This window comes from Providencia sp. PROV024, assembly GCF_032709665.1.
Classification (GTDB): Bacteria; Pseudomonadota; Gammaproteobacteria; order Enterobacterales; family Enterobacteriaceae; genus Providencia; species Providencia huashanensis.
Genome location: NZ_CP120545.1, coordinates 861,952 through 886,312, shown reverse-complemented (window position 1 = coordinate 886,312; position 24,361 = coordinate 861,952). Strand labels below are relative to the sequence as shown.

General features: G+C 42.7%; 31 protein-coding genes and 1 pseudogene. 4 read left to right on the top strand and 28 right to left on the bottom strand.

Annotated features, from left to right (window positions below; translation table 11 throughout):
• Positions 1-60 precede the first annotated feature (60 nt).
• The 7 genes from P3L56_RS03975 to P3L56_RS03945 form a co-directional block, all read right to left on the bottom strand.
• Complete coding sequence (locus P3L56_RS03975; RefSeq protein ID WP_272686273.1) at positions 61-2,535, bottom strand: host specificity factor TipJ family phage tail protein; 2,475 nt, start codon at positions 2,533-2,535, stop codon at positions 61-63.
• On the bottom strand, positions 2,522-2,914 hold the full coding sequence (locus P3L56_RS03970) for an NlpC/P60 family protein (RefSeq protein WP_272686274.1): 393 nt from the start codon (positions 2,912-2,914) through the stop codon (positions 2,522-2,524). The genes P3L56_RS03975 and P3L56_RS03970 overlap by 14 nt, the downstream gene beginning before the upstream one ends.
• Entirely contained in the window at positions 2,914-3,381 is a 468-nt protein-coding gene (locus tag P3L56_RS03965; RefSeq protein ID WP_036943373.1) for a DUF1833 family protein, read from the bottom strand. Before P3L56_RS03965 ends, P3L56_RS03970 begins: the two co-directional genes overlap by 1 nt.
• Positions 3,378-3,863, bottom strand: a complete 486-nt coding sequence (locus P3L56_RS03960; RefSeq protein WP_221078470.1) for a hypothetical protein — start codon at positions 3,861-3,863, stop codon at positions 3,378-3,380. The genes P3L56_RS03965 and P3L56_RS03960 overlap by 4 nt, the downstream gene beginning before the upstream one ends.
• A gap of 8 nt (positions 3,864-3,871) precedes the next feature.
• On the bottom strand, positions 3,872-6,907 hold the full coding sequence (locus P3L56_RS03955; RefSeq protein WP_272686275.1) for a hypothetical protein: 3,036 nt from the start codon (positions 6,905-6,907) through the stop codon (positions 3,872-3,874).
• Positions 6,908-6,974: 67 nt separating this feature from the next.
• Entirely contained in the window at positions 6,975-7,319 is a 345-nt protein-coding gene (locus tag P3L56_RS03950; protein ID WP_137019150.1) for a hypothetical protein, read from the bottom strand.
• A gap of 63 nt (positions 7,320-7,382) precedes the next feature.
• Entirely contained in the window at positions 7,383-7,820 is a 438-nt protein-coding gene (locus P3L56_RS03945; protein ID WP_272686276.1) for an Arc family DNA-binding protein, read from the bottom strand.
• A 112-nt stretch (positions 7,821-7,932) separates the two neighbouring features.
• Here P3L56_RS03945 and P3L56_RS03940 point away from each other — a divergent pair, with 112 nt between their 5' ends.
• From P3L56_RS03940 to P3L56_RS22610, 3 genes and pseudogenes are all read left to right on the top strand, one after another.
• Positions 7,933-8,103 carry an Arc family DNA-binding protein gene (locus P3L56_RS03940; RefSeq protein ID WP_210789340.1) on the top strand — a complete coding sequence of 57 codons (171 nt, stop codon included), beginning with the start codon at positions 7,933-7,935 and terminating at the stop codon, positions 8,101-8,103.
• Entirely contained in the window at positions 8,081-8,938 is an 858-nt protein-coding gene (locus tag P3L56_RS03935) for a phage antirepressor KilAC domain-containing protein (protein ID WP_272671587.1), read from the top strand. Before P3L56_RS03940 ends, P3L56_RS03935 begins: the two co-directional genes overlap by 23 nt.
• Positions 8,935-9,288 (top strand): annotated as a pseudogene (locus P3L56_RS22610) (Bro-N domain-containing protein); the annotation flags it as partial. The gene P3L56_RS03935 and the pseudogene P3L56_RS22610, both read left to right, overlap by 4 nt.
• Before the next feature lie 542 nt (positions 9,289-9,830).
• Here P3L56_RS22610 and P3L56_RS03925 read toward each other — a convergent pair.
• Both P3L56_RS03925 and P3L56_RS03920 read right to left on the bottom strand, forming a co-directional pair.
• Positions 9,831-10,268 (bottom strand): type II toxin-antitoxin system YafO family toxin, encoded by a 438-nt coding sequence (locus tag P3L56_RS03925; RefSeq protein WP_272581873.1) that lies wholly within the window; start codon positions 10,266-10,268, stop codon positions 9,831-9,833.
• A gap of 3 nt (positions 10,269-10,271) precedes the next feature.
• Positions 10,272-10,718: a hypothetical protein gene (locus P3L56_RS03920; protein WP_272686277.1), complete on the bottom strand. Its 447-nt coding sequence runs from the start codon at positions 10,716-10,718 to the stop codon at positions 10,272-10,274.
• A gap of 324 nt (positions 10,719-11,042) precedes the next feature.
• Here P3L56_RS03920 and P3L56_RS03915 point away from each other — a divergent pair, with 324 nt between their 5' ends.
• Positions 11,043-11,288, top strand: coding sequence for an Arc family DNA-binding protein (locus P3L56_RS03915; protein WP_006661960.1), 246 nt, complete (start codon positions 11,043-11,045; stop codon positions 11,286-11,288).
• Positions 11,289-11,296: 8 nt separating this feature from the next.
• Here the strand turns inward: P3L56_RS03915 and P3L56_RS03910 are convergent, their stop codons facing one another.
• From P3L56_RS03910 to P3L56_RS03820, 19 genes are all read right to left on the bottom strand, one after another.
• On the bottom strand, positions 11,297-11,983 hold the full coding sequence (locus P3L56_RS03910) for a DUF6246 family protein (RefSeq protein ID WP_272686278.1): 687 nt from the start codon (positions 11,981-11,983) through the stop codon (positions 11,297-11,299).
• Positions 11,984-12,032: 49 nt separating this feature from the next.
• A complete protein-coding gene (locus P3L56_RS03905; protein ID WP_272686279.1) occupies positions 12,033-12,788 on the bottom strand; it encodes a phage tail tube protein in 756 nt (251 codons plus the stop codon).
• 68 nt (positions 12,789-12,856) lie between these two features.
• Entirely contained in the window at positions 12,857-13,198 is a 342-nt protein-coding gene (locus tag P3L56_RS03900; RefSeq protein WP_272686280.1) for a hypothetical protein, read from the bottom strand.
• Between the two features lie 23 nt (positions 13,199-13,221).
• Positions 13,222-13,623: an HK97 gp10 family phage protein gene (locus tag P3L56_RS03895; RefSeq protein WP_272686281.1), complete on the bottom strand. Its 402-nt coding sequence runs from the start codon at positions 13,621-13,623 to the stop codon at positions 13,222-13,224.
• 1 nt (position 13,624) lies between these two features.
• Positions 13,625-13,993, bottom strand: coding sequence for a hypothetical protein (locus P3L56_RS03890; RefSeq protein ID WP_272686282.1), 369 nt, complete (start codon positions 13,991-13,993; stop codon positions 13,625-13,627).
• Positions 13,990-14,391, bottom strand: coding sequence for a hypothetical protein (locus P3L56_RS03885; RefSeq protein WP_141173681.1), 402 nt, complete (start codon positions 14,389-14,391; stop codon positions 13,990-13,992). Before P3L56_RS03885 ends, P3L56_RS03890 begins: the two co-directional genes overlap by 4 nt.
• A 56-nt stretch (positions 14,392-14,447) precedes the next feature.
• Positions 14,448-14,705, bottom strand: a complete 258-nt coding sequence (locus P3L56_RS03880; RefSeq protein ID WP_272686283.1) for a hypothetical protein — start codon at positions 14,703-14,705, stop codon at positions 14,448-14,450.
• Between the two features lie 10 nt (positions 14,706-14,715).
• The gene (locus P3L56_RS03875; protein ID WP_272686284.1) at positions 14,716-15,810 is read right to left on the bottom strand and encodes a major capsid protein; all 1,095 of its coding nucleotides are present in this window, start codon (positions 15,808-15,810) and stop codon (positions 14,716-14,718) included.
• A 15-nt stretch (positions 15,811-15,825) separates the two neighbouring features.
• The gene (locus tag P3L56_RS03870) at positions 15,826-16,263 is read right to left on the bottom strand and encodes a hypothetical protein (protein ID WP_272686285.1); all 438 of its coding nucleotides are present in this window, start codon (positions 16,261-16,263) and stop codon (positions 15,826-15,828) included.
• Positions 16,263-17,540 (bottom strand): hypothetical protein, encoded by a 1,278-nt coding sequence (locus tag P3L56_RS03865; protein ID WP_272686286.1) that lies wholly within the window; start codon positions 17,538-17,540, stop codon positions 16,263-16,265. Before P3L56_RS03865 ends, P3L56_RS03870 begins: the two co-directional genes overlap by 1 nt.
• Before the next feature lie 2 nt (positions 17,541-17,542).
• A complete protein-coding gene (locus P3L56_RS03860; RefSeq protein WP_272667201.1) occupies positions 17,543-18,472 on the bottom strand; it encodes a phage minor head protein in 930 nt (309 codons plus the stop codon).
• Positions 18,408-19,778 (bottom strand): anti-CBASS protein Acb1 family protein, encoded by a 1,371-nt coding sequence (locus P3L56_RS03855; RefSeq protein WP_272519558.1) that lies wholly within the window; start codon positions 19,776-19,778, stop codon positions 18,408-18,410. Before P3L56_RS03855 ends, P3L56_RS03860 begins: the two co-directional genes overlap by 65 nt.
• Positions 19,778-21,022: a PBSX family phage terminase large subunit gene (locus P3L56_RS03850; protein WP_272686287.1), complete on the bottom strand. Its 1,245-nt coding sequence runs from the start codon at positions 21,020-21,022 to the stop codon at positions 19,778-19,780. The genes P3L56_RS03855 and P3L56_RS03850 overlap by 1 nt, the downstream gene beginning before the upstream one ends.
• Positions 21,003-21,464, bottom strand: a complete 462-nt coding sequence (locus P3L56_RS03845) for a DUF2280 domain-containing protein (RefSeq protein WP_272686288.1) — start codon at positions 21,462-21,464, stop codon at positions 21,003-21,005. The genes P3L56_RS03850 and P3L56_RS03845 overlap by 20 nt, the downstream gene beginning before the upstream one ends.
• Before the next feature lie 32 nt (positions 21,465-21,496).
• Positions 21,497-22,126, bottom strand: coding sequence for a putative metallopeptidase (locus P3L56_RS03840; protein WP_272572431.1), 630 nt, complete (start codon positions 22,124-22,126; stop codon positions 21,497-21,499).
• A gap of 54 nt (positions 22,127-22,180) precedes the next feature.
• Entirely contained in the window at positions 22,181-22,414 is a 234-nt protein-coding gene (locus P3L56_RS03835; protein WP_210831460.1) for a hypothetical protein, read from the bottom strand.
• The gene (locus tag P3L56_RS03830) at positions 22,415-22,621 is read right to left on the bottom strand and encodes a hypothetical protein (RefSeq protein WP_272686289.1); all 207 of its coding nucleotides are present in this window, start codon (positions 22,619-22,621) and stop codon (positions 22,415-22,417) included. It lies immediately after the preceding gene.
• Positions 22,622-22,674: 53 nt separating this feature from the next.
• Positions 22,675-23,112, bottom strand: coding sequence for a hypothetical protein (locus P3L56_RS03825; protein ID WP_272686290.1), 438 nt, complete (start codon positions 23,110-23,112; stop codon positions 22,675-22,677).
• Between the two features lie 360 nt (positions 23,113-23,472).
• Complete coding sequence (locus P3L56_RS03820; RefSeq protein WP_210846710.1) at positions 23,473-24,012, bottom strand: Rha family transcriptional regulator; 540 nt, start codon at positions 24,010-24,012, stop codon at positions 23,473-23,475.
• Positions 24,013-24,361 lie beyond the last annotated feature (349 nt).

Here is a 24,361-nt window from a genome sequence, read left to right as displayed (position 1 = left end):
CTTATTTTTTCCAATAAAAAAGCCAGCTCTAATGGCTGGCTTGTTGGTTAATGATTGCTGTTATGCGTTGTAGTCGGCTTTTGCGTCGAAATATTCTGTTGCGGTTATTGTGTAACGCTCTCCACCAAGTGGGCGCTTATCAGTTATCACCCACTTGATGTTTTCGAGTTCAACTGATGTCGCTATCACATATCTAGAAGGGGATTGTTTCTGATATCCATCATAGAAATTGAGCTCGATATCTTCTGGTACACTGGCGATAAAGCCGAATTCAGTATCGGGCCTTGGCTCTGCTTTGAATTTCTGCGTTGTGTAGCCCATAGAATCAGTGAGATACACCCACATTTCCTCATCAAATTTGATTTTCTCACTAGTTGTGAATACCTCTCCTTTTCGTTCAGTGACATAGCCTGCCTGCTGGTTTGAGTCGTACGTATCAGCAATTAACACCATATCTGATGGGTACACATTCCCGCCGTCTGCAAGAGTCGTTAAGCTGATGCTTGTTCGTTGGTGAATTAGTCGGTTAGCCTCTAACAGCGCTCGATCTAGTGCTTGATAGCGATTCCTGCAACCTTGTAAAACTATCTTATTCGGCGTGCGTGATAGCCCTTCAGTAATTCCATTCTCATCAACTCGAAAGCGGATATAGTCTTTCTTGTTGCGAACTGGCTCGACATATTCAAGCTCAATTCCGTCATACCCACTCGGCATCGACATGTCATACGATATCTTCATGTCATTGCCTGTGATATTCGAGCGGTTAAAAGTAGTCATCGGGAATTCACTGGACTGTTCACGCGAGAATGTGAGGACTGCATTGTCGTAGTAAGCTGTTACCCGCGCTGCATTACAGATAGTTTCGATACGTTGCCCAAGTGAGATATCTTCATCATCGAATGTGTAATCGAAATATCCGAGACGCTCATCAGGCAAGCTATCGTAAATTCGATATAGTCCGTCGATATCGATATTCTTCTCGCTTTCTCCTGCGGTAATTAGCCAAGTGTGCAACACGGCATCAGCAAAACTTCGTGAGGGCCTGAGCGTATAATCCACCTGCTTTGATACTCGGTCATACGAAATGCGCATGCGTGTGGCCAATAGATTGTATTTCCGCTCTCTCGCCCCAGTTGGCGCTTCCGTTGCTCTCACTGACACATTAACAATCGAGTCATTCTCAAAAACGACATTCTCACGAACTCGGACAATGTGAGCGTTTTCGATTTTCATGATGCTTTGGTCGCTACTGTTGTTGCGTCTAGTAAGTTGTACAGCATAACGTCCACGGCCTGAATTAAGCGTTACCTTGTCTGTTTTGTAATAAACTCGTGCGCCATTGTTAGCGCTTAGAGCAGCATTAAAGCTTTGACGAGTACCCGCTATTTCCTCGTTATCAGTGTTTATCTTCCAGATTTCAACGGTTGCATTGCAGTTATCACCGCCACCAAGTTGCGCCTGTAGATGAATCCACATTTGGTCACCGTCAACAGGAGAGAAGAACGGGCCAACTGTTAAAAACTGGTTGTCATACAGAATGAATTTCGTTGTGTTAACTACTGCATTCGGTGGAAGTTGAGCTAAATCAGTGCCACTTAGATTTGCAAAGAAGAATTCATAATATTCAACAGGGTTAATCAATGAACCGTCATCAGTTATTTTTGCATCAACTAATTGAGCGTCTATTTTCACATCTTTAGTGACAGAGCCCTGCGGCGTGTCGTAACTCACATTCACAGTCATTGAGATAGAACGCGGCTTTGTTAGCTCGTAGAAGTATTCAAACTCATCTTGCTTAACGATTTTTATCGCAGCTTCGCCACCTTTTATCTCACCTGAAACGACTTCATTTGCCGTTGCTGTTTGCTGCGGGATATCTTTACTTTCGTTAGGCCCTGGTAACTCTTGACCGTCGATATCGGGGAATTCAAACCCTTCATTAATCAGCGGGATAATTTCTTTCGGCCTGTATATCTTGTAACTCGCCCCAGCCATCGCCGTGAAATCAGATTCAGCAAATCGGATACTTTCCGTTTTATATTCGCCAATGCCGATGTTTAGCCACTCAGTCACCGTTTTGAGGTTGTTATTGTACTCAAACATTGACTGCTGAATGAGGTCAGGAAACGCCCTCACTTGACCGTGAATTTCTGGTCTTGCTTGGTATGCCCGAGCAACGTTTGTTTGCCCTGTTAGCCTGTTATTCGGGCTATCTTTGACATTCGATTCAGCCGCAGAAAATGACGGTGTTTTCGGCGCAAGAAACGAGAATACTTTTGTTACAAGGTTGAAAACTGGGTTCAGGATGTCACCAATAACGCCTTTCGGTTGGTCGAATATTTGAATAAAGTGAGTTGGTGTTATCTCGAAATCTAACTCGTCATCATCTTGCATCTCACGACCGTTAACGATAATCACCGCATCGTTATGCAATTGCTGATGCACTAGAAAATCGCTATAAAAAAAAGAGCCGACTGTTAAATCGACTCTCTCTTTCGGTGTTCCAGCCACTCGCTGAATTTCAACTATCGGCATATTTCATAAACTCCAATTTTGTGAATTTCTTCTCAAGCACAATGAGCCTATCCATTCTCACAGCTCCGTTTTCACCTCGGCTATGAAATGCATTGCCATCGATAACTAACCCGATGTGTGCAGGCTGAGAGCCGCGATAGCCAATGAATATCCCGTCATCAACTGGGTGCTCAGTGCGCTGCCAGAATTCGACTTCATTCTCATAGCAGGTTACAAAATCATGGTCCGATTCGTAGCCAGCATCATGATGAATTTCCGTACCTAGTACGTACCTATAGTAAAGTACAACCAGCGCCCAACAATCACACGCTTCAAACGTACACGCCCGATTCTTCCACGGCTTGCCTATCATCTGATTAATAAACTCTAATTTCGTCATTAAACAGTCTCCAAACCTGTGAATTCTTCCATTGTGTAAATACGTCCAACGTTTTTATTCAGTGGGTTATTCATCGACAGCGTGACAGTGACCGATTCCGCATCAAGTGAGCAGTCTTTCACGTACAGCGACCATTCGCTTATCGGGTTATCTTTGTCGGCTGAATCAAACAATCTAAACGTTGCGATAATCGGCTTCATTCGAGTGTTTGACCGCCATAACTTGAGCTGCTGCTTGAAGTCCTGCGCGACTCGGCTAAACTTAACCGAAGCATCGATAATCGGCGTTTTGCTTTGCTGGCTCTCTGCTAGCTCGAAGTTACACGGCTGATACTCAACACCGCCCAATACCTTAGGCTCTATCTGTAAGCTGACTAAGTGAATGTTTCCGAATGAGGGATGATAGAATTGAATTGTCTCGTAGAATGTACGCATCGGTCTTTGCGCTCTGTACTCTCTTAACTTCATTCTCCCCCCTTGCATCGTGGTAATCGCTCGGTGACGACGATATCGAGCAAGCCCCAATCTCTTGGAGGTATCTCAACGATTAAATCGCCAAACTCGTCATCTTCGTTAAACAGTTTGCGGCAGATAACAGTACCGGTCCATTTAGTTGAGTTGCCATCGATAGACGTTTGCACAGGAAAGCTAGTGAAGTGTAACTCCTGCATTTGCTGACCAGAGCCACCGAGATTGATTGCTAATCGAAACCATCTATTGCAATTGTCTAGGTAATTAGGGCTTCTTAGCCACTGATTGAAAGCCCTATCTTCTGCCAGTGTAAATATCCACGTTAAGTTCCAAACTGTTTTTATGTCATCAGTTAATTTCTGGAATATAGGTGGGCCTACTTGCGGTTGGTCAGTTCGAAAGCCAGTATCAAACGTCATATTTTTATTGGCTTTTTGCGGTGGAGTTATCCATGATGGGTAGTCAATAATTTCGTCCATCGTTACCTCTATCTGATTCTTGCTGTTGCTGATGTGTTAGCCATTATTGACTGTAGGATAGGGCCTTTTTCATGAGCATCTTGAGTAATAAGCCTTACTACATCCTCTCCTGATAATCCTTTTTCATTACTTTGGCTCAAGACTTGCATCGGAGTTCCGTGATGTTCAATAATCACCGTCACGCCTGCGCTACCACTCCCCTGCATATCCTTATTCGATATAACTCGCCCATTGTCGCCCGGTATCATGTATTGCTTTCCGGTGCTGGCTTTGAAGATTTCAGGTTTACCATGCTCACCGACTTGATACATTTGACCTGCTCCAACGGGTCCACCATTGTATCTAGCGCCTGCAACAGCCATCCCCTTAGCAACGCCTACAGTCCCGACAATTGCAGAGTTAGCCGCCACAGCATTTGCTCCCAATGTAGCTAGTGATGACAATGCAGCAGCAGGAGCCCAAGCTGTAGCAACCAATGCAGCTTGACCAGCTGAAGCAGCCGCGGCAGCGCTCCCCATAGTTTGACCAATGATGAAGTTTTTCAGCATCTCAACGCCAACCTGAACAAGCGAATTAACGACACTGTTTAGCATGGTGTTACCTAGCGAGCGTGCTGCATCTGCTGCTGACATAGTGCCTGTTACTAAACCAGTAATTACATTGGATGCATTACCACCAAATGAATCAACAGCTGATGTAAGCATGTTGTAGCCTAAGCTGGCATTACTTAGCTCTTGCCACTGTGCATCCATCCTCTTCTGGCGATACTGCTCCTCTATTTGAGAGCGTAATGCCTCAGCCTCAGCAATGCTTTGCGGGTAAAGTTGCTTGTATTGGTTGATTTGCTCCATTTGTTTGGCAAATTGGTTATCTATTGCTGTCACTGGTGAAACGCTTTCTTGAAGGGAGGTGAAGTTTGCCTGACTGTTCTTTCTATCTTCCTCGGCTTTAGTTGCTGCTTTGGTTGCCGCCTGTACTTCCCAAATAGATTTAGCGCGTTCTTTTGCTAATGCTATTTGTTCTGGTGAGGCTTTAGCACCCAATGCCTGTGCTGCGTCATACTGCGCCAACTCAAGTGAGCCCTCTGCGTAACCTTGGTTGAGTCTGGTTAGTTCGGCTTCAAGTCTGTTTAATGCATCAGCTGCTTGTTGAGTATCTTTTGTTGATACCTTTGATAATGCTGATGAAGACTTTCTTTGATCATTAACTTTTCCTTGCCACTCATATTGCTGTTTGACTCCTTCAATATATTCTTTGGCAATCTTTGGATCTAAACCTTCTTGTTTTGATAAAAATTGCTCCGCCCTAAAAATAGCAGCAGCTTTAGCTCCTTGTTGATACTCAATCTTCAATGCTTCAACGTTAGTTTTTATGCTGTCCAATTGCTGTTTTAAGTTAGCCGCTCCCTGCGTTTCCATTAACTGCTTCTTGGAAGCAACAACATCATCAATAGAGCGCCTTATATCATCAGTTATGGCAACACCTTGTTCTGCATATTTATTTTCAAGGTTTAGCTTATAAGCCATTAATTCAGCAGCTTGAGCACCATTTAAGAGCAACTCATTTAAAACTACGTGCTGATCAGATAGCGAACTATATTCTGATTTTAGTATTTTAACTGACTTTGCAGCATCACCTGTTGCTATTGGCCCTGCCTCTGAAGCTATGTTTAATTTATCTTGTTGAGTTGCTAAGTTATCAACACTTCCTGCATATGTGTCATATTCCCCTCTCAATTCATCAAGTTTATTTTTAAGACTTGCCAACCTACTTTCGTAGGTATATGCCATAGCGCCTGCATTTTGCATCCACTCAAACGGATTTTCTTCCATGTACTTGATGGTTGCCTGTACTTCTTTTATCCTTTTTGCGACCTTATCTAATGACTCTGTATCGGCTTTTATTGCTAACTTAGCCTGATTAGCAGCCGCTTTTGCTTGACTCTGTGTTAACTCGTCTACTTTTTGGATGGCCTCATTAACTTTATTTTTATAATCATCTATAGAGGCGCTATTACTCATAGCCTGATAAAGAGCATATACACCAGCCGCTGCAAGTAATAGAACTCCTGATGGACCACCAAATAAAGCCATGACACTTCTTAATCCATTCATTGCAACTGCCTGCGCTTTAGTTGCGGCTGTAGCTCTATTCCTAGCCACCGTTGCCGCCTCGTCAGCGGCTGTTGCAGTAACTTTTGCCTGCTTCTCTAGAACCTCAGCTTGAGCTAATTCTATCGTTGCTTTTTTATGTGCTTCCTTTGCTGACTTTACTTTATCTTCCGCATTCCAGACTTCTTGAGCTATAGCATTAGATTGCTTTTCTATTTGATTTTGTGTTCTTTGTGCCGCGCTCCTTGCTTTGACCACCTCTGCTAATGTTTTTTCATTGCCAATTGTTTCATGGGCTAGCTCCGCTTGTTTAAGCTGGTATGTTTGTTCTTTATGTAATGCTTCTAGTGACTCTATTTGTGCTGTTTTTCTGTCTGCTAATGCCTCCGCTACTTGCAACTCTGACTCAGCTAGTTTTATGGCCTCCTCTGCTGCCTTTCTTTTCTCTTGTGTTGATAAAACTAATTGAGATGCCTCAGCCTGATATGCTTGAGCTTGCTTTTGCATCGCTTCTGCATTCTTTACCTCTTCTGCTGTAGCGTTTATTGCTGCCTGCGTATGCTTTATTAATGTCTCAGTAGCATTCCCTATGTTACCAACATACCCAGCACCAATTGATCCAGATACTGTACTTAAAACACCGGTGAATTTATTGTGTGTTTGAGTTGCTTTATCTGTCGCTGATGAATTAGCTCCTATTTTCCCTGATAATTGTGACAACTCCCTAGATAGCTTGTTTACTTCAGGCATCTTCAAGGCAACGCCAACCTGCGCTGCTGTTTTATCCAGTTTGTTAAGTGAATCAGTGGCTTTAGTTGTGCTTTTCTCTACGTTATCCATTACTTTGTTAACTTGCTTCTCACCGACAAGCAATTCTTTAATATCCATGCTTACATCGTAGTGGATACCACCTGCTGATTGGCTTTCTGACATAATTATTTTCCTCTATAAAAAAGAAAGCCCCGTCAAATTGACAGGGCCTATGCATAAAATCTTTTGCTTACCGCTTGAGAATTTCTCTTATTTTTTCGTGATTCGTCTTGTCCACTTTTCCATCGCGCCTAACGCCGTTCTGCTCTGCAAGTTCTTCTAGGTAATTACTTTCTTCATCCGAGTTAAGTAAGTATCTTAATTTGCTGCCGTTCCTATCTATTGCTTCAACTATATAACCACATCCAATAAGAATAACTCCCATTAAAGCAACAATAGCAGCCAAAGAAATGTACATTGAACTTTCAATGGGGCTAAATCTATCAAAGTATCCACCTCCTGTAGTGGCTTTAACATAAATTCCCAATATAATACTTACTGCTAAAATAAAAATTCCAATGATTCTTAAACCCATAACGCCCTCACCTCAGTTTTTTTATCAGTCTAGTTTCTTAGTGCCGCAATTGGGAGCAAATCGTTATTTATTCTTAGTGATTTCTTCAATAAGTTTTTTATTTTGCTCTATCAATTCTTTTTGCAAATCAAAAGTGTCTTTGTATTTATTTATTTCTTCTTGTAACTGTTTCTGCTCTAGTGCAATTTTCTTCATTTGCTCTAACTGCTCTATCATCAATCGCTGCTCAGCTATTTGTTTTTGATAGTTACTAGCCTGTTCATGCAAAAGCTCTTTGTTTGCACTAAGAATGTCAACCGTTCCGCTTATTCCTGAATCTCTTGTGCCATCAAACAAATCATATTGAACTCTACTATCAAGAATATCTTGAAGTATCTGAACAATTTCAGAGTTCATTGACCTGCCATTTCTCTCAGCTCTATCTGCTATGCGCTCTCGCATACCCATTGGCATTCGAACGGTGAACCTCTCAATAAATTCTTTTCCGTCTTGCTCGCTCATAAGCTCATTCTCAAAATTAATTTGAAAAAGAGAATAACATCATATTGACAGCACGCTCAATGATGTTATATTGATGTCATAACATCATTTTGATGCTAACGGAGAGATAAAAATGAAAGAAGCAAAGCCAAGTGTGTTCCCTTTAAGGATGCCTGATAACATTAAACTGGCGATCAAATCAAAAGCAGATAAAGAGGGGCTATCAATAAATGCCGCGATTATTCAGCGATTAGTACAATCACTACAAGGAGATGAAAAAAATGATAGTAACGCAGCAGTATAAGGACGAAGCCCCGTTGGTTGCAGCCTTCGGAGCTTCTATTAACGTCAAATCATCCATAGGAAATAACGTCATGAACACTTTAACAACTACTAACCAAGTTGTCACCATGTCTAGCCGTGAGATTGCTAAGCTGACAGGTAAGCGTCACGACCACGTTTGCCGTGATATCCGTACAATATTGGTTGCATTATTAGGCGGTAAAGATGCTGATTATATCCGTAACCCAGATTTGGGTTATAAGACAAATCAACATGTTACATGCTTACAGTATGAATCAAACAGCCCTAACTCATGGGAGTATCATATCTCTCGTCGTTACACTGAGATTCTAATTACTGGCTACGATATCAAGCGCAGAACGGCTGTTATTGATCGCTTATTTGAACTTGAGTCAGCAAACCGAAACAACACACCTACATTACCTAGCGCAAAAGAGTTGGCATTATTAGTTATTCAGGCTGAAGAAGAAAAAGAACGTCTTCAGTTAGAGAATAAAGAACTTGAGCACCAAGTCGAGGAAATGAAACCTGATGTTGATGCACTAACCCGTATTGCTAAGTCAGAAGGCTCTTTATGTGTTACTGATGCCGCTAAGCAATTGCAAGTTAAGCCTAAGTCACTATTTGACTTAATGAGCCATAGCAAATGGATCTACCGTCGCCTTGGTACTGCTTGGATTGCTTATCAAGATAAAATCCAGCAAGGCTTGCTTGAGCATAAAGTCACCGTAGTAAAAAGCTCAACAGGTGAAGATAAGCAGGTGTCGCAAGTTCGTGTTACTGCGAAAGGTTTATCTAAATTAGCAAAATTACTGAACATCGAGGTGGCGGCATGAAAAATGAAATCGTTTCTTTTGCACCTTTTTTATTTGGAAATACTCAAATAAGAACCATCACTTACAAAAATGAACCTTGGTTCGTTGCCGCTGATGTCTGTAAGGCGCTTAATATTTCCAATGTCACCGATGCTTTATATAAGCTAGATGACGATGAAAAAGAGACCATCGGTTTAACCGAGAGTCAGGCAGGACACGGCGCTCAGAGCTTAAATATCATTTCTGAGTCTGGAATGTATACACTTGTGTTACGCTGCCGAGACGCAATTAAAAAAGGTTCTATCCCACATAAATTTAGAAAGTGGGTTACGAATGAGGTGTTGCCTTCTGTTCGTAAGACTGGCACATATTCAAGTGAGAGTTTCGATATTAATTATCCTCTTACTTGGTATCCAGACAATTTCCCATTTGTAGATATGTGCTTCTACAAAAACGGACAATTAAAAGTAACTCAGTCAATGCTTACTGAGACCAAAAGCCCAAGCAAAGAAATTTTAAGCAAGTTAGAAAGTGCTGGCTATGATGTAACAGCGGCTAAGGCTGAAATTGAGTCACTACGCCACACTATGATTGAAATGTCATGGGCGCTAGGTCAAATAGCTTCTTTTGCCAAAATGAAAGATGTTGTGAACAAGACGTTTACAGCCTAACCACCCAGCCCAAGGACGGGCTAGATTCCCATCGAGCGGGAGTGCAAATTGAGGCAAACAAAAAACCTGCCGAATTTGGCTTTATTTATGGCGCTTTGATCGAGAAGTCTACTATTCTATTAATATCATAGTGATACATGGAAAATACTTGCATTTCACGCTTCATAACACATTGATTTATATAGAGTGGAATTTATCATTTTAGCGTATGGATCAGGCAATAAAAAACCTGCCGAAGCAGGTTAATTTTCATCTCTAAATTTTTGGGCTATTTGCGCCAACTCATCCATGAACTTATAGTCTTGTGCTTTCAGGTGAGCATCAGGATGTAGTATGGCTATAATTGAGTATCGGTGATCTTCAATAAGCCCCTGCACATACACCAAGCAGATATCTTTTTCAGGATTTCCTTTTTTGTGAGTTCTATAATATTGAACTCTATCATCTGGAAATTTATCTGGCGGTATTTTTAAATGAATATGCATCAAACAAGCTTTTTCAGCTGAATATGGCTTAACGTATGAAACATCTCTTCCGAAATAACTAGGGATCCCCTCATCTGACTTATACTTTTTAAAGTCTTTGAGTAGCTTAGCTTCGAGATCTAAATGTTTTTGGAATAAGTCGCCAAAAAAATGATTTCTTGTTTGCTCGTTTATAGTTACTTCTATTTCGTCCATGAATTAGCCAGTAAAGGAATAGTCACCTGAAATTATTTTCTTAGTTGTGTGATCAGCCAATTCCCTTAAAGCATTAAAGTCAATATCACTTTCGAATGTCTTAGGGATAGTGAATAACTGACGAGAAAAATCATTTAAACGAGCTATTGCATGTCTAGCCTTAGCAACTGTTCGCAAGTATGATTTCATTTCCGTTTTTTCTTCATCGGACAAGTCGTCTTGCTTAACCATTACTTTAAGAACATTTTCAAATCCTCTTAAAGCAGCTTCGCAAGCTTTGTTTTCAACAAGCCCATTTTGAAGCATAACGCCATGAGCTTGATAATCGTCCATCTCTAGCAGATTAAAGTAGTACGCGTTTATTTCATCAGCTAGCTTATTAACTATCTGATTTCTTTCTGCATACTCAGACTTAAGCTCTATAACATTATCAATCACATTTCTTTTCATGACATGTGGCTCCTTATCATTACATGCGTCAGCTAGCGAATACGAAGGAATGCTGAGCACTCCACTCGCTAAAATCGCAAAACAATGTTTTAGTAAAGGATTCATTTTCATGCCTTATCAAATTGCTAAATATACCTTGGAGTATATTAGAGTTTTTAAGCTAACTTAACAACCCCAGTTGTGCGAATTTAGCGATCGATAGCGATACTTAACGATTGATAGATGACTAAAAAACACTGTATACATATACAATGATACCTACTTGGTACGCATTGATACCTAAAAAACACCTATCTAGAATGAGTGTTTTTGAGGATAGGTGGCATGGAAAGAAAATATAAGCATCCGCAGGTTAACCTCAGATTACCGACTGATTTAAAAGATAGAATTCAAGAATTAGCTGAATTTAATAATCGGTCAGCCAATCAGGAAATGGTCGCAGCTATCGAATATTGGATACTGCGTAATTCTCATGTTGAAGTTTTAACGATTTCTGATGCGGCTGAGCGCATATTCCAGCTTGAACGAGAGATGGAAGTCGTTAAGGAAAAATTAGGGATTAAGAAGTAGCCGCAAAGCTACTTCCGACTCACAAGTCTACGTTTACCTGTCGCCAGCTCTTCATTGCGCTGGTCATCTGCCTTCATGATCTCGTCGTATTCTTCACGAGTGAAACCTTTCTCGTCTGGATACTTGGCTTTTAACATCATGACGAACTCGGTCATTGTTAATTGTTCGGCTTCCTCGCGATTCACACCAAAATGAGCTCGTGCAGCGGTAATATATTCGATAGCATTAAAGCTATCAGTAAATTCGTTCTTGCCTTCGTTACGCTGAAGCTTCCTAACTTTGGCCTTACCGATAATGCCGTGGGTCATTAACTCCCGAGCGAACACGATGATATCTGTAATTGGCACCTTACCCATTTTATAGATAACGCCATTTTTACTAGGCTTCCACTCACCTATAAGTTCATCGCAATCATCATTACAGCAAGCTTGCATCACCATCATTGAAGTTGATAAAACACTACGTCCATAAGTTGGCTTTTTTAGTGCTTTAAATAGCCATTCAGGAACAACTCCATAAGCCTGTATAGCACGAGTAATTAGCACTTGAACTTCTGCACCACTTAGCAAAGTAAATGCATCAACAATCTGCTCTGGCGTTCCTATTTTCGTCATTGCATCAAACGATGGTCTAAACAAATAATCTTTATCAGGCGTTGATATTGTGAATTCGCCATATTCCTTTCTTGCTGTCATATTTCCCCCTGAATATTATCAAGGGCACTCGTAAGCACCCTTTGTAATATTAAGCAGCTGTGACAGTGACTACGCACTTAGCAGTTTTTGCACCATCTTCAGATGTGACAGTTACGTTTGCTGTTCCTGCCGCTACACCTGTGACAGTGACAACATTCACTAACTTACTTACTGTTGCAAAGTTGGTCTTATCACTTACAACCGTGTAGTTCTTATTAGTCGCATCTGTTGGCGTGAAGTTAACTGTAAACGTGCCTGTCTCACCTTCTTTTACGCTTAGCGTTGTTGGTGTAACCGCTACGCTAGTCACTGGAACTTCTTCAACTAGCCATTCGACCGTATCAGCATCTGAAACTTTAACCTCGCCTGAGTAAGTGGCAATTTCTGACGCTGGGAATTCAGATGACCAAGAAGTGAAAACGAAATAGCCTTGCAGCACAATCGCATCTTCACCAGTGAAATCCATCTGCACCCAATATGACGGTTGGCGACCTGCCTGAACTTCTTTAGGGATTTCTTGAAGCAATAACAATGGGCCAAAGTCGTCATCTTTATCACGTTTGCGATATTCACCATCAAATGAAATGGTCATATCTAAGTTAGTGACTACGTTTTCAACTAAACCTTTGGTGTCATCTGCTTCCGATGTGATGGAGTTTGGCGACAAGTCAAATGACTTGGTGGTTAGCGCCCCAATGCGTTTAAATGCTGACTGTTCTGGAACCTGATCGGGACAACCTTTCGCAATACGAATAATCGCATTACGCCCAATCAACTTATTGGTTTGTACTGGGCAATCTGCCATGTGTTTACCTCTTTCTATAGAAAATAAAAAAGGCCGCACATTGGCGACCTAGTTTGAGATTTGTTTGTTTATGATAAGCAGCGGAATGAGAGTCTGAATATCGTTCGGTTTTCTGTGGTTACAATTCCTGACGGCAACCCGCCCATGTTGAAAACTGAGTTGAGATTACAGTCACTGGGGTTCGCTGCGACATACTTGAGTATTTCATCAGCGCGAGTTAATGCGGGAATTGGGTCATCTTGTGCAGACACGAGAATAACATCGACATAATCATCGGCACTCAATTCACCAAGTCGACCAGAACCACTGGCAGGACGGATAACGATATATTGCTGAATCTTGCTATCTGGTCTCTCCTTCCATTCAAGCCTTTGAGCAATGAAATCAGAAGTCAGGTTTCCGCGCTCCAAGTAATTGAGAAAGTCGTCAATAATCATGTTTTCATCACCGACTTAACGGTTTGGTCTATCTCCGTCTTAGCCTCTTCAAAACCAATTTTAAGGAACTTAGGTCTTCCGTTTGGGTCCCAGTAGTTACCTTTATTTTCTCCTGCTCTTGGCTTGCCTTTAAGTTTCCCTGATGCTTCGTGGACGTATGCAGCATATGCAGCTGAATATATTAACCTTCCAGTTACAGCAGTTCCTTTTTCTATCAAACGCTGAGTTCGGTTATTGATTAAGTTTGATGTTTCACCTACTGGCGTATATAAAACAGCATATCCCTCACCAACCGTAACAGCTAAAGTTACAGCCCTAGCAGCTAAAACTTTTCTGTGTTCAATAAATCTTGAAACATTATTGCGAACTTGACTTACCCCTCTCAAGCGTTTAGCCATATCACGTCCTTATCTCATAATCGAACTCTTCACCGAAAAAGCTCATATCATCTTGTTTAACCGTGATGATAATGTCAGCTCCTGCGACTCTCGGGTCAGATTGAGAAGTGGTATCACCTTTCGCAATGTAGAAGCCGCGCTCTGGCCTTTGTACATCGACACCGTTACGCTTCAACTCAGTGTAAAAAACGTTATTGGTAACAAACTCCTTCCCCATATCATCTTTCACAACTTCATTGCTAGATTGCCATGTGCAGTCTATAAGATAAGGCGTGCCATAGGTGATTGTGTCATCCCATTCACCACCGCCACGAGTGACGGGGTAGACTGTTGCGAGCGCGGTATACGACCAGTTAGCGGTAGTGCTCATCGACCACCTCCGCACATACACCCACCTTTAGCTATCCACAATCCAGCATGAGCCGTTTGAGTCGGGTCGGATGGGATTAGACCATTAGCGCATCCGTACTTATCTAAGCCACGTAGAAGCGATGTAGCTGCTTTCCATCTATCACCAAATGATTGATACCGAAATGACCGTGACGCACCGTTGGGGGCTGATTGCGAGCTGATATACTTGTCACCCTGACCAAGCGCCATGAGTGCAAGCAAATACATCTGAATCAATAGTGCGGTTGCCGCTGGATAATGTTTATCAAGGCATTCCTGAATGCTACCGACCTGTTCAATCAATGCATCGAGAATAAAATCAGGTAACTCTATTCCCTGCCCCGTCAGGTATTCTTTGGCTTGCTCTTTTGTGATCATGATTACCTCACAAAGCAAAACCCCCTTTCGAGGGCATAAAAAAACCGCTTTCGCGGCTATTCTTCTGGAAGCAGAGCAATTAGCTCATCGACCTTGGCTTTCTCATCAAACTCAATACCTAATTCAGTGAGTTTTTCGATTACTTCTTTCTTAGTTGGCTTTTTAGATTGCTCAATTGAGGGTGTTAGTGCCGCACTAGCTTCATCGGACAGCAAGCGTACATTTGGCTTTAACACTGGATGCAACTCTTCAAATTCAACTACCTGCCCCTTAATAACACCATGCCAAGGGATAATAACTTCATACTTGGCCATTTTTATCTCCTTAGCTCAGTTTCGCGCCATAAACCACACCAGATTTGCCTTCACCATCACGAGTGATTTGCAGACCTGCCGCGCTCATTATTTGGAAGTTGTAGTTGTCCTGTGGCATAAAGCGAGGCTTAGGAACAACACCCGTTGCCATACCGACTAAAGGGGTTACTACATCTTTGCGGCGCTGATACGCGATGAACTCAGTTCCTTTAAGCGCATAAGTGGGGCGAATTTCCTTCACGCCAGCATACGGCAGCAAGGTATCGATAACACGGCCATTCACTACGCTATTGCCAGCGCCTGCACCAACAGCAACAACTGTAGGCTTAATCAGGTTACCCCATGCCTCGTAGCTCACCCACATAACATCGTAAACATCTACTTTGTTATTGTAAGCAGTCTGACCAAACGCACCATTGAAACCGAAGAACGCTAACAGTGCCGGTAAATCTGCTGTGGTTAAATCGATATTTGCACCTGAAGTGCCTAAGTCAATCTTCGCTGTGTTGCGGTGATTCTTCATGCCTTGGCCTTTATAGCCATCAACACTGATTTTGTCGTCACCATTCAGGAAGTAATTAACAATCTTCTTGTTGAATTGGCGCATCTTCGCGGTTTGAGAATCCAACACTAAGTCAATCCCCACAGTGCTTAAACCCGCCACATGACGCCAGTTAACACCATAACCTGCGGTGAATACTGGAATTGGGTCACCGTCTGAACCGTATTCAGTGTGGTCATGTGAGTATGGCGCTTGACCATCGATACTGATTGACACATCGTCAGCAATATCACCAACCACATTATATAACTTGGCAGTTTTACCAATCGGCAATACGGTTTGTAGGCCCATTAAATCATTAACGATTTCCATGCCTGTTTCTTGGTCGCGGAGCTGGATAATGTTACGGTCAATCTCAGCCCAAAATTCACGAGTGAAGCCGCCAACTTGGTTTGCCGCTAACGTTTCACCGTCCATCACGTTCTGATACTGGTTAATCATCAGATTATGCTGCGTGTTGTAAATATTACGTGTCGCCCACAGCCCTTCCCACTGACGTTGCAGTCGGCTATTTGTTGCTAAATTTTCAGCAGTATAAAACATAGTTTTTCCTTTTAATTATGCAGCGGCAACAGTGCCAACACGGAAGCGAACTCGAATGAAATCCGCGCTAGACAGAGTTACTTCATCTTGGCTGTAGCCAATAACAGAGTCGGTATCAGCAGTAGCCAAAGCACCTTGACCATCCGCACCAATTTTAATCGGCGAGTCTTTTTTGTAAGTGCCAGCAGGAACCAATAAAGCAAGCTCTCGGCCTTCTTCCACATACTCACCGACAGCGGAGTCGCCAGCAGGAATCGCATCACGAATTGTCAGCCCTTGGTGATATGCAGGATTAGTAATGTAGATGCGACCTGTTAGCGCTGTCGCTTGTGCAAACTCATCATTTGCATCAATAACTACGAAAGTACCTGGCAACACATTCGCCTTTGCTGCGCGTGTTTCTGTGATTGATTTGCCGTCAAGATTTACACGGCGGTAACGACTAGTAGCCATTATTGAGCTCCTTTAAAGTATTCCGCTGGGTTTGGTGCGCCAACTTGCTCCTGCTGTGCGCCTGAGTTGCCAGCTAATGATGCTGCTTCACCGAGTTGCTTATGCATATCGATTAACGCTTGACCCTGCAGTGAATTTGCAACCACTTCGCCATATTTAGCCGCTACCTCTTTACGCATTTCTGTTTCTTCAGCGCGTTGGTTAGCGGTTAGTGATTCTTCTAACTTCTGATGGTTAACTTGAAGTGCATCAACCTTTTCATTGATTGGCTTTAATTGCTCTGCAAAGTTTGCCGCTAATGCCTGTGTGATATCGCCGACTAAGTCTTTCTTTTCTTCTTGAGTTAAAGGCATGTCGCCCTCCGTGCTGTTGTTGGTTGCAGGGCTTGCCTGCGGTTTACTGAATAGTGATTTAAATTTGTTAGCAGCCATAACTACCCATGACTCCTGCCTAACTACAGGGCTACCAGAATCATCAATGAGTATTTTCCCGCCTTCATTTGTGTAACCAAATACCTCTGCCTTTCCACCGTTTCGAACAATCACAAGTTGAGAGTCCGTAAAGTCAGCAACCCATGCGTAATCATCCTGCGTTATGACAAACTTATCTTTTACTGCCCGTTCGATTCGGTTCTCTTTTTCACGGTAGGATTCACCAATAAGAGCGCCAGAGTTTGGTTTTAGTGATATGGCTTGGTCAGCGTTAACCATAAGGCCTACGCCTTTATCGGGCCCTGCCGCAGGTGGTTCATCTAACAATATGGCGTCATGGTCAATGGTATGAATCTTCACCACCCACTGAGCGCCTTGCTCTTGCAATTCTTTTGGTGCTTCGGTTCGCTCCCTGAATACGGCGACACTTGACCAAATAGGGTCAGATGACTCCCCTTTCTCTAGTGCTGTTAATTTAGCCATAAGACGCTGACCGCCAGATGACTCCATGGCCTTTTCTACATCTACCCACTTCTCTGAATAAACACGATTGCCTTTTAGGCTTACGTTCCTACTCCATGCGCCTACAAAACCTTGATTAAGGCCTTCAGGTGAAAAAGCCGAAACAAAATGCCCATCTACAGTCGGATGTCCAAGTGGGGCGATAGTCCCCTCCATGCTTAGGTAGTTAGCTTTTATTTCTGCCTCTGGGTAGAACTCGCCATTCATGATGACGTTAGCTGGTAGTGTGTAGCTTGGTATGATGATGTGCTCACGTCCGTTATAGGTTTCACGCCTGATTGATGCGCTGTTAACCTTGGTCGTGACGTTTACTTGAATCGGCATCGTTATTCCTCCGCCCATTGGTAACCACGTTCTTTCATGGCTTCTTTTTCCTCTTTCAGTTTATTGAGTAACGTATCGTTATACGGCATACCTTCTTTGTCGGTCAGAATCGTCACTGTCGAGCACTTACAGTTGATTGAGTTACCATCTCTAGCCCACCAATCACGCTGCTCATCAGTGGTAAATATTTTGCCGTGTCGTGATGCATGATTAGGTCGAGTTGTTGGGCTTAGTGCGGATATGTGGACCTGCCGAGTTTCAAGGTTAAGAACTTCACTAGCCTCATCGGCTTCATCCATTCTTGCCCTACGCAATGCTGTGGTGATTTCCGTTCTGGCCACACGATTAGCGCGACGAATTTCGATACTTGATTGCTCATTCAAATTTCTAGCTACCTCACGAGGATTTAGCCCCCTCGCTATACCATCGGTAAGAATGCGCGCCATATCTGCTTTGACTTGTGCTGATAGCCCTTTCATCTCCTCAAACACACGAGCGCGCACTAATGCCATCCGTAGTTGATAAGGCTCACTGAGTAATATTGTTGCCACGCTTTGTTGTGTTGCGGCATATGCTGTCGACTGCTGTGCTAGGTTTGCATACTCCTGCGCTGTTCCTCGCTCATATGCTGTGCTGACGTACTCATTGAAAAAGAAGTTATTGAATTCACCACCCTGCAATAACACCTCATCGACCATGAGCTCGCCGTCTCTCAAGATGATTGAAAGATAGTTAGGGTCTAGGTCGAATTGGTATTTTTTATTAACTACAGGTTCTGATGGTATTCTATTGAGTAGCTGTATGTAGCCTTGTGATACTTTTTTAATGCGCTTGGCAAAGGCTTTCATTGCTCCGCGCTCTAATTTATCAACCGCTGTCGGATCTGCTTTCGTTCCTGACCTTATCGCGGTTCGTATCTTCTGTATATTCATCAAATTCACCTAGCGGGTCGCTACTATCACTCTCATACCCTGCTGCCGTTCTAATCTCTTCAACGGTGAATACAGGCTCACCAGTCGCTAGTGATGTTTGATTTATACGGCTCATCTTTTCACCACTATCGAGTTTCTCAGTGGCTGATTGCTCGTTTAAGTCATCCCAAATAACCGTTTTCTCTGGTACGGGCTCTAGCACTTTGATTCGTGTTAAGTGGTCAATAAAGTCTTCCACCTCGAATGAAAGCTCACTTTCCCTACGTGACTGACAGCGTGAGTTGAAATACTTCTGGTCTTCGGTACTTGCTCTCTCGCCTGTTTGCATGCCGACAAGTATTTTCGATGGGATATCCATTGCTGCGGCGGCAGTTTGAAGATTGACGTTATATGTAGGCGTTGGGTCTGATACAGCAGTAACTAACGGGTTAACGTTAGCTCCCTGAGTGATCATAACTGCGTCATTGCCTATGTTTATTTCCCTAGCAACATCGTTATAAATCTCCTGCAACTCTGACATTTCAACGCCGTAGGCTCTTGCTAAGTCATCAAGCTTGGCTTCTTTGTCAAAGTTAACTGATAGTTGTCTGGCTGCATTTTTTAGGAATGACTCACCAGAACCGCCTTCTACTTTTTCAAGGCTCACAAATGCGTTGTAGGCCGGCTCAAGGAAGCCAATAGCATCAATCGAGTAATCCCCAAGAATGAAAACGCGATCAGGATGAATATTGATGTTTCTAGTTCCGCCATTGGGTAGTGACTCGGTGTATTGCCACATCTTCGGCTGGCCGTAGTCAGGCGAGTTAATATCTGTTACCCACTCAGTAGGTTTGATAGCACTAGCCCATGCAGGAGTAACCTTTCTCAAAAGCTTCGAGGATTTAACCGGTTCGTGCCATTTGCCATTGTCATTGATATGAAGGATTAGGCCAGAATAGCGACCTACAAGACGGCGCTGATCTGCCTCTTTAAACTCTTTCCATATGCGCTTATTAATTGCTTTTTTGAAAGACTTTTCCCACGCCGTTTCATCTTTCGACTCATCGGCACTATCTCCTTCAATGACTTGCGGAGATGTTTTCCAGCACGTGCCACTTAATTTAGTTACCCCGCCGTATGCAATCCCACCACGGCGAAATAGTTTGTATAAATCATCAAAGGTTAAGTCTTGTTTAAATCCGTATTCGCACCAAGCAGATGATCGCTTAGCATCAAGCCCCATGGTTGGATTGACCAAAGCCATACGGGCACGAGCTATCGCATCATTCACTAGGTGATTGACGGCTAGTTTCATGTTTTCTTGCATTATCGCCTCAGCAATCTTTTTGGAACCAGTAGACCTGCGTTAGATTTTTGTGTGATATACCCATCAAGCCCATACCTAACAGCATCCCAACAGTGGTTATTAGCATCCAAAATCACAGGCAATACTTCACCAGTGATCCGGTCTGTTTTGTATGAGTAGAGACGGGCTTCTTTTGCTGTTTCTTTACAGCGAGGATGAATGATGATTTGTTTGAAGCCACGTAAATGAGTAATGCCATCCTCAACACTACCCTGCCACTTTTTAGCGGCTGAGATATTGAATCCCTGCCGCTTTAAATAGCTGATAGTTTCGGGTCGCGCGGAGTCGGCTTTAATAGGCCACTTACGAGCTTCAGGTATTTCATCGTAAAAAGCTGGCATGTGGTCAAGTTCAACACCAACACCGTAAGCCTCGCGCTCGATGTACAGGCAATCATCCAAGATAAACATACGAATAAGCGTGTTAGGGTCTTTAGCGAAACCAAAGTCAGCCCCGAAAAGTAATCTATCTGCTTTCTGCCATAGGTCATCAGGGAACGATTGAACAACGTATTTATTAGCTAATACCTGCTTATCAGAGTTTTCAAGATAAGCACCTTCCCATATCCACGCATAAGTAGCGGAATCTAGTCTGGCTTGGTCATTTAACCGCTCATCTTCCAACACTGATGGAAACCACGGATTATCATCGTAGTTCATCTCAACCACGACAGCATTGTCAGGTGGATTCTTTCTAAATCGCTTATCTGTCGCGCTACCGTCTCGCTCAGGGTTCCATGTCACCCATATTTCAGAGCCAGCCTCACGAACCGTAGGAGCAAGTTTTGTCCATGCTATTTCTGATACTGATTCAGCTTCATCAACCCATGCGATTAATATTCTTGCCTTGGATTTGATGCTATCTAAGTTATGCCGTAACCCTGCGAATACATAACTAACTGAGCGGCATTTAGTACGAATGTATTTCTCACCTAATTCATAGAAATCATTTAGCCAAGGTACAGACCTAATCGCCTGTTTAACCTCTTCCATTGATGATTCTTCTAACGAGTTCATGTATTCACGAGCGCAAAGTATTACGCCTGATTGACCATTCATCGCAGCCATATAGCCATGGATAGCTGTCATTAATGCGAATGTTCTCGTCTTTGCAGAGCCTCGCCCACCATGCGAGCAGCGATAGCGGTAGTTACCTTCGAATGCTGGAATTAATTTAGGCGGTATTTCAATCCTCGCTACCGTCATTGCTACCTCCGGCAACCAGAACTATTTTTGTTGGTGACATCGACCCATCTGAAGAAACATGATCAATCTTTTGTTTGTTGGTGTAAGCATCCCCGCATTCTTTTGCGGCTTGCTCAACTAATTGAGCCGTTAAAGAGAAATTTCTCATCCCCTCAGCCTTAGTTGCCATTCGATCAAGCATTCTTAATCTGTACGCCTTGTTTGCTATAGGAATGTCAGACACTTCTTCTTGGAATCGCTTTCGTGTTTCGTTAAAAAGGTCTACCCATTTTTTCCCAAGGTTTTTCGCTATAGCCTTTGTGGGGTCATATGAAGACACTTGTTGTAGTGTCACTGAAAGCCCAAACTCTTGTTTCACTAAAGCGACAACTTGCGAAGGGGTGTCATAGCAGGCTAAAGCCTGAACTATGGAGGCTTTAACCTCTGGTTTTAATGCAGCCATTGGTTACCTCCATGACTAACTTAATATAACTATTACGCCAATTTAAGCAGGCACGTTCCGCACGCCCTTGCTACATCAATGCGAGCCACTTCAGCAGGCTTGCTTGCAGCGTCAATGACCGCTTGAACCTCTTCGCTAGCACCATACCTACGAACAACCCCGACGAACTCCTCTACATCATGACCTCTTAATTTCAGTTTTGGCATGCCTTCCTGTGTGAACTTTGGCGCACCAAATTCATCCATGTCTTGCGCTATGTGGTAAAGCTCATGCTCAATCAATGCACAAAACTCTGCATCAGAACATTGAGCGCAGTAATCAGCCGCTAATGTGATAACAAACTTAGGTATGCGACCAAACCATGCATACATTTGCTGTTCCATTCTGGCTTTCTGCCAGCCACCAACACGCATCATGACTTCTTCACATTGCCCTAGTACATATCGACCTTTCTTGTTGAATGAATTGGAAGCCCACATAAAACAAATATCTGCATCAATTAAGTGAAGATGATCAGGGTTATGGATGTCACTCTCGTCGTCGAGTAAATGGTGAACAACCCACTCATTAACCTCAGGGGCGGGTGCTATTTTTATGTGTGGAGAAAATGCTTCGATAAAATCATGTGATGGATATGGCCTAGCTAACAATTCTTTGTCCATATCGTTTCCCTCATAACAAATTAAAAAGCCCACCATGATGAGCTTTGTGATTGGTTATTTGCAAAACAACCTCTTTAACCACCCGATCACGCCACCGTTACTTGGCTCATCATCGATGCGCATAAGGTTATTTAGCACAGTTAACCTCATAGCAAATGGTTCACCAATACCATCGAGCTCAACAATGAATTTCCCATCTCTTTTACGCTTGAATACCTTAAATGTAGCGCCTTCTATTTCTTTACCTTCGCTATCTGCAATGGTCATGCTCACATTGACATTTTTCATCTACGCACCACTCAAGGCATCAGTTAATGTCTCCACAACTGGCACATATTCAACGCTACTGATTTCGTCAGGTGAAATGTATATCCATGCGCCGTCAGCCTGAGCGATTGCGATTAGGCCGTTAGTCACACGAGGTTCTTTAGTTGTCATTAAGCCTTCGTATGTTGTGCCGTCTTTCTTTGTTGCTGTTACTGTGTATTTCTTCATATTCCACCCAATAAAAAACCCGCACTTGGCGGGTCATTGTGAATTCTTGTTATCTATTCTGTTATGAATGCTGATTCGCTGTAGTGATATTCATACTTAACGCAATCGCCTTCTTTTACCTTTTTACACTCGTAAAGATGCGTATTAATTGCCATTACCTGAACACCAGTACCATTGTCTATACCAGTATCTATCCGCTCACCTGCCTTATAGGATAACGGTGGGATGCCATCATTTGTAACTGGAAGACTAACCTTTTGACCATCAAATGGACCACCGATTAACGAGAATGTTTTTTCTTTCTGTAATTGCGCGCCAACGTCAGGATAGTTTTGAGCATTTATCATAGTGTGCCATTTCTCAATAGCTGCCATAGCCGCCTCAGTGCATTCAACGCATTCCGCTGGCCTATCAATTGCACACGAACACCCTTTGCGCCATTCAGCAATGATTTCTAACGGATGTAGTGGTAATTTTTGATTCTCTTTCACAATAACCTCGTCTAGTTATTCGTCATTGAAATACTGGCAGGCGGTGACGATACCACTTTTCGAGAGCGACTCTAGCCAGTAGTTATACTTTCGCATAAAAAAGGCCGCTGAGCGACCTATTCCTTCTTGCCAAATATCGACTTAAGAACCCATAGAATTACTGATAATCCAACCACGGTTCCCCAATTAATACTTATCGCTAAATCGAACCCCGCAGAATCAGCAAACCAATTCCAAATATGCAGCAAGCACCATGACACAAAGAAACTTATTGATAGTGCGGCGATCATGCATACTGCTAAAATTGCGAAAGATTGACCCGTTGTTAGTCCAGTTGTATTTATTTTCATGGTGATATCCTTATGCGTTGAATTCAGGTAATCGTAGCTGGCCTTTTTCTTCTATCTCCGCAATTCGATTAAGAAGTTGTGGCTTTTTGACTCTACCCCATCGATTTAGTAATCGACCTGACATGCTAGCCACATCCTTCTCTTTCATGAACTCAAGAATTACTTCGTTTCTCTCTTGTTCCATGGTGCGGATATTTTTGGTAATAACATCAGCCATCCAGTTAAATGCATTGATGAATGCTTCTTTAAGCTTTACAGCTTCATCTCCAGTAAAGCCCATTACTAACATCATCCAGCCGTCACGAGTCATCTTGTAAAATGGCTGGGGCTTGCCATTCTGTAAGTTATTGTTTTCATGGCAAAGCGTAAAATTGCGCTCTGCAAAACTAGGCGAGCACGACTTAATGACTGACCTTGCCTTCCTTAATACATCCTTGTGACTTTTCTTAAATGCTAAAGCCACCTTGAATGTGTCTGTTTCTGCATTTGAGCCGCTTAGAAATACAAGCTCGCGAAAATCAATGCCATTAACTACCATTAAATTATTCATAACGTATTACCTACATTTGAAATGAACCCTCGTTCACATAGAAAATCAGCCCGTCGAAGCTCGCCAGCTATAACTGACTTCCTCGAAGGCTCATATCAAAGTGATTGGATTCGACGTTTTAGAATTGCTCTGTGAATGAGCGGTGAAATGCGTAGAGTTCGCAGCCTAGCGATACTCTGCTAAGCCACTTCTAGTCTGTTCCTAGCAGTCAAGATAGCGATCACCCCCTTAAGTGGTGGGATAATTACACCTATTAAAAAGCCTCTGATTCATTGGAAGATAAATAAATTTACATAATTAAACTTATTTTTAACTACCATGTAACTAATTGAACAAACTCTGTATAGAA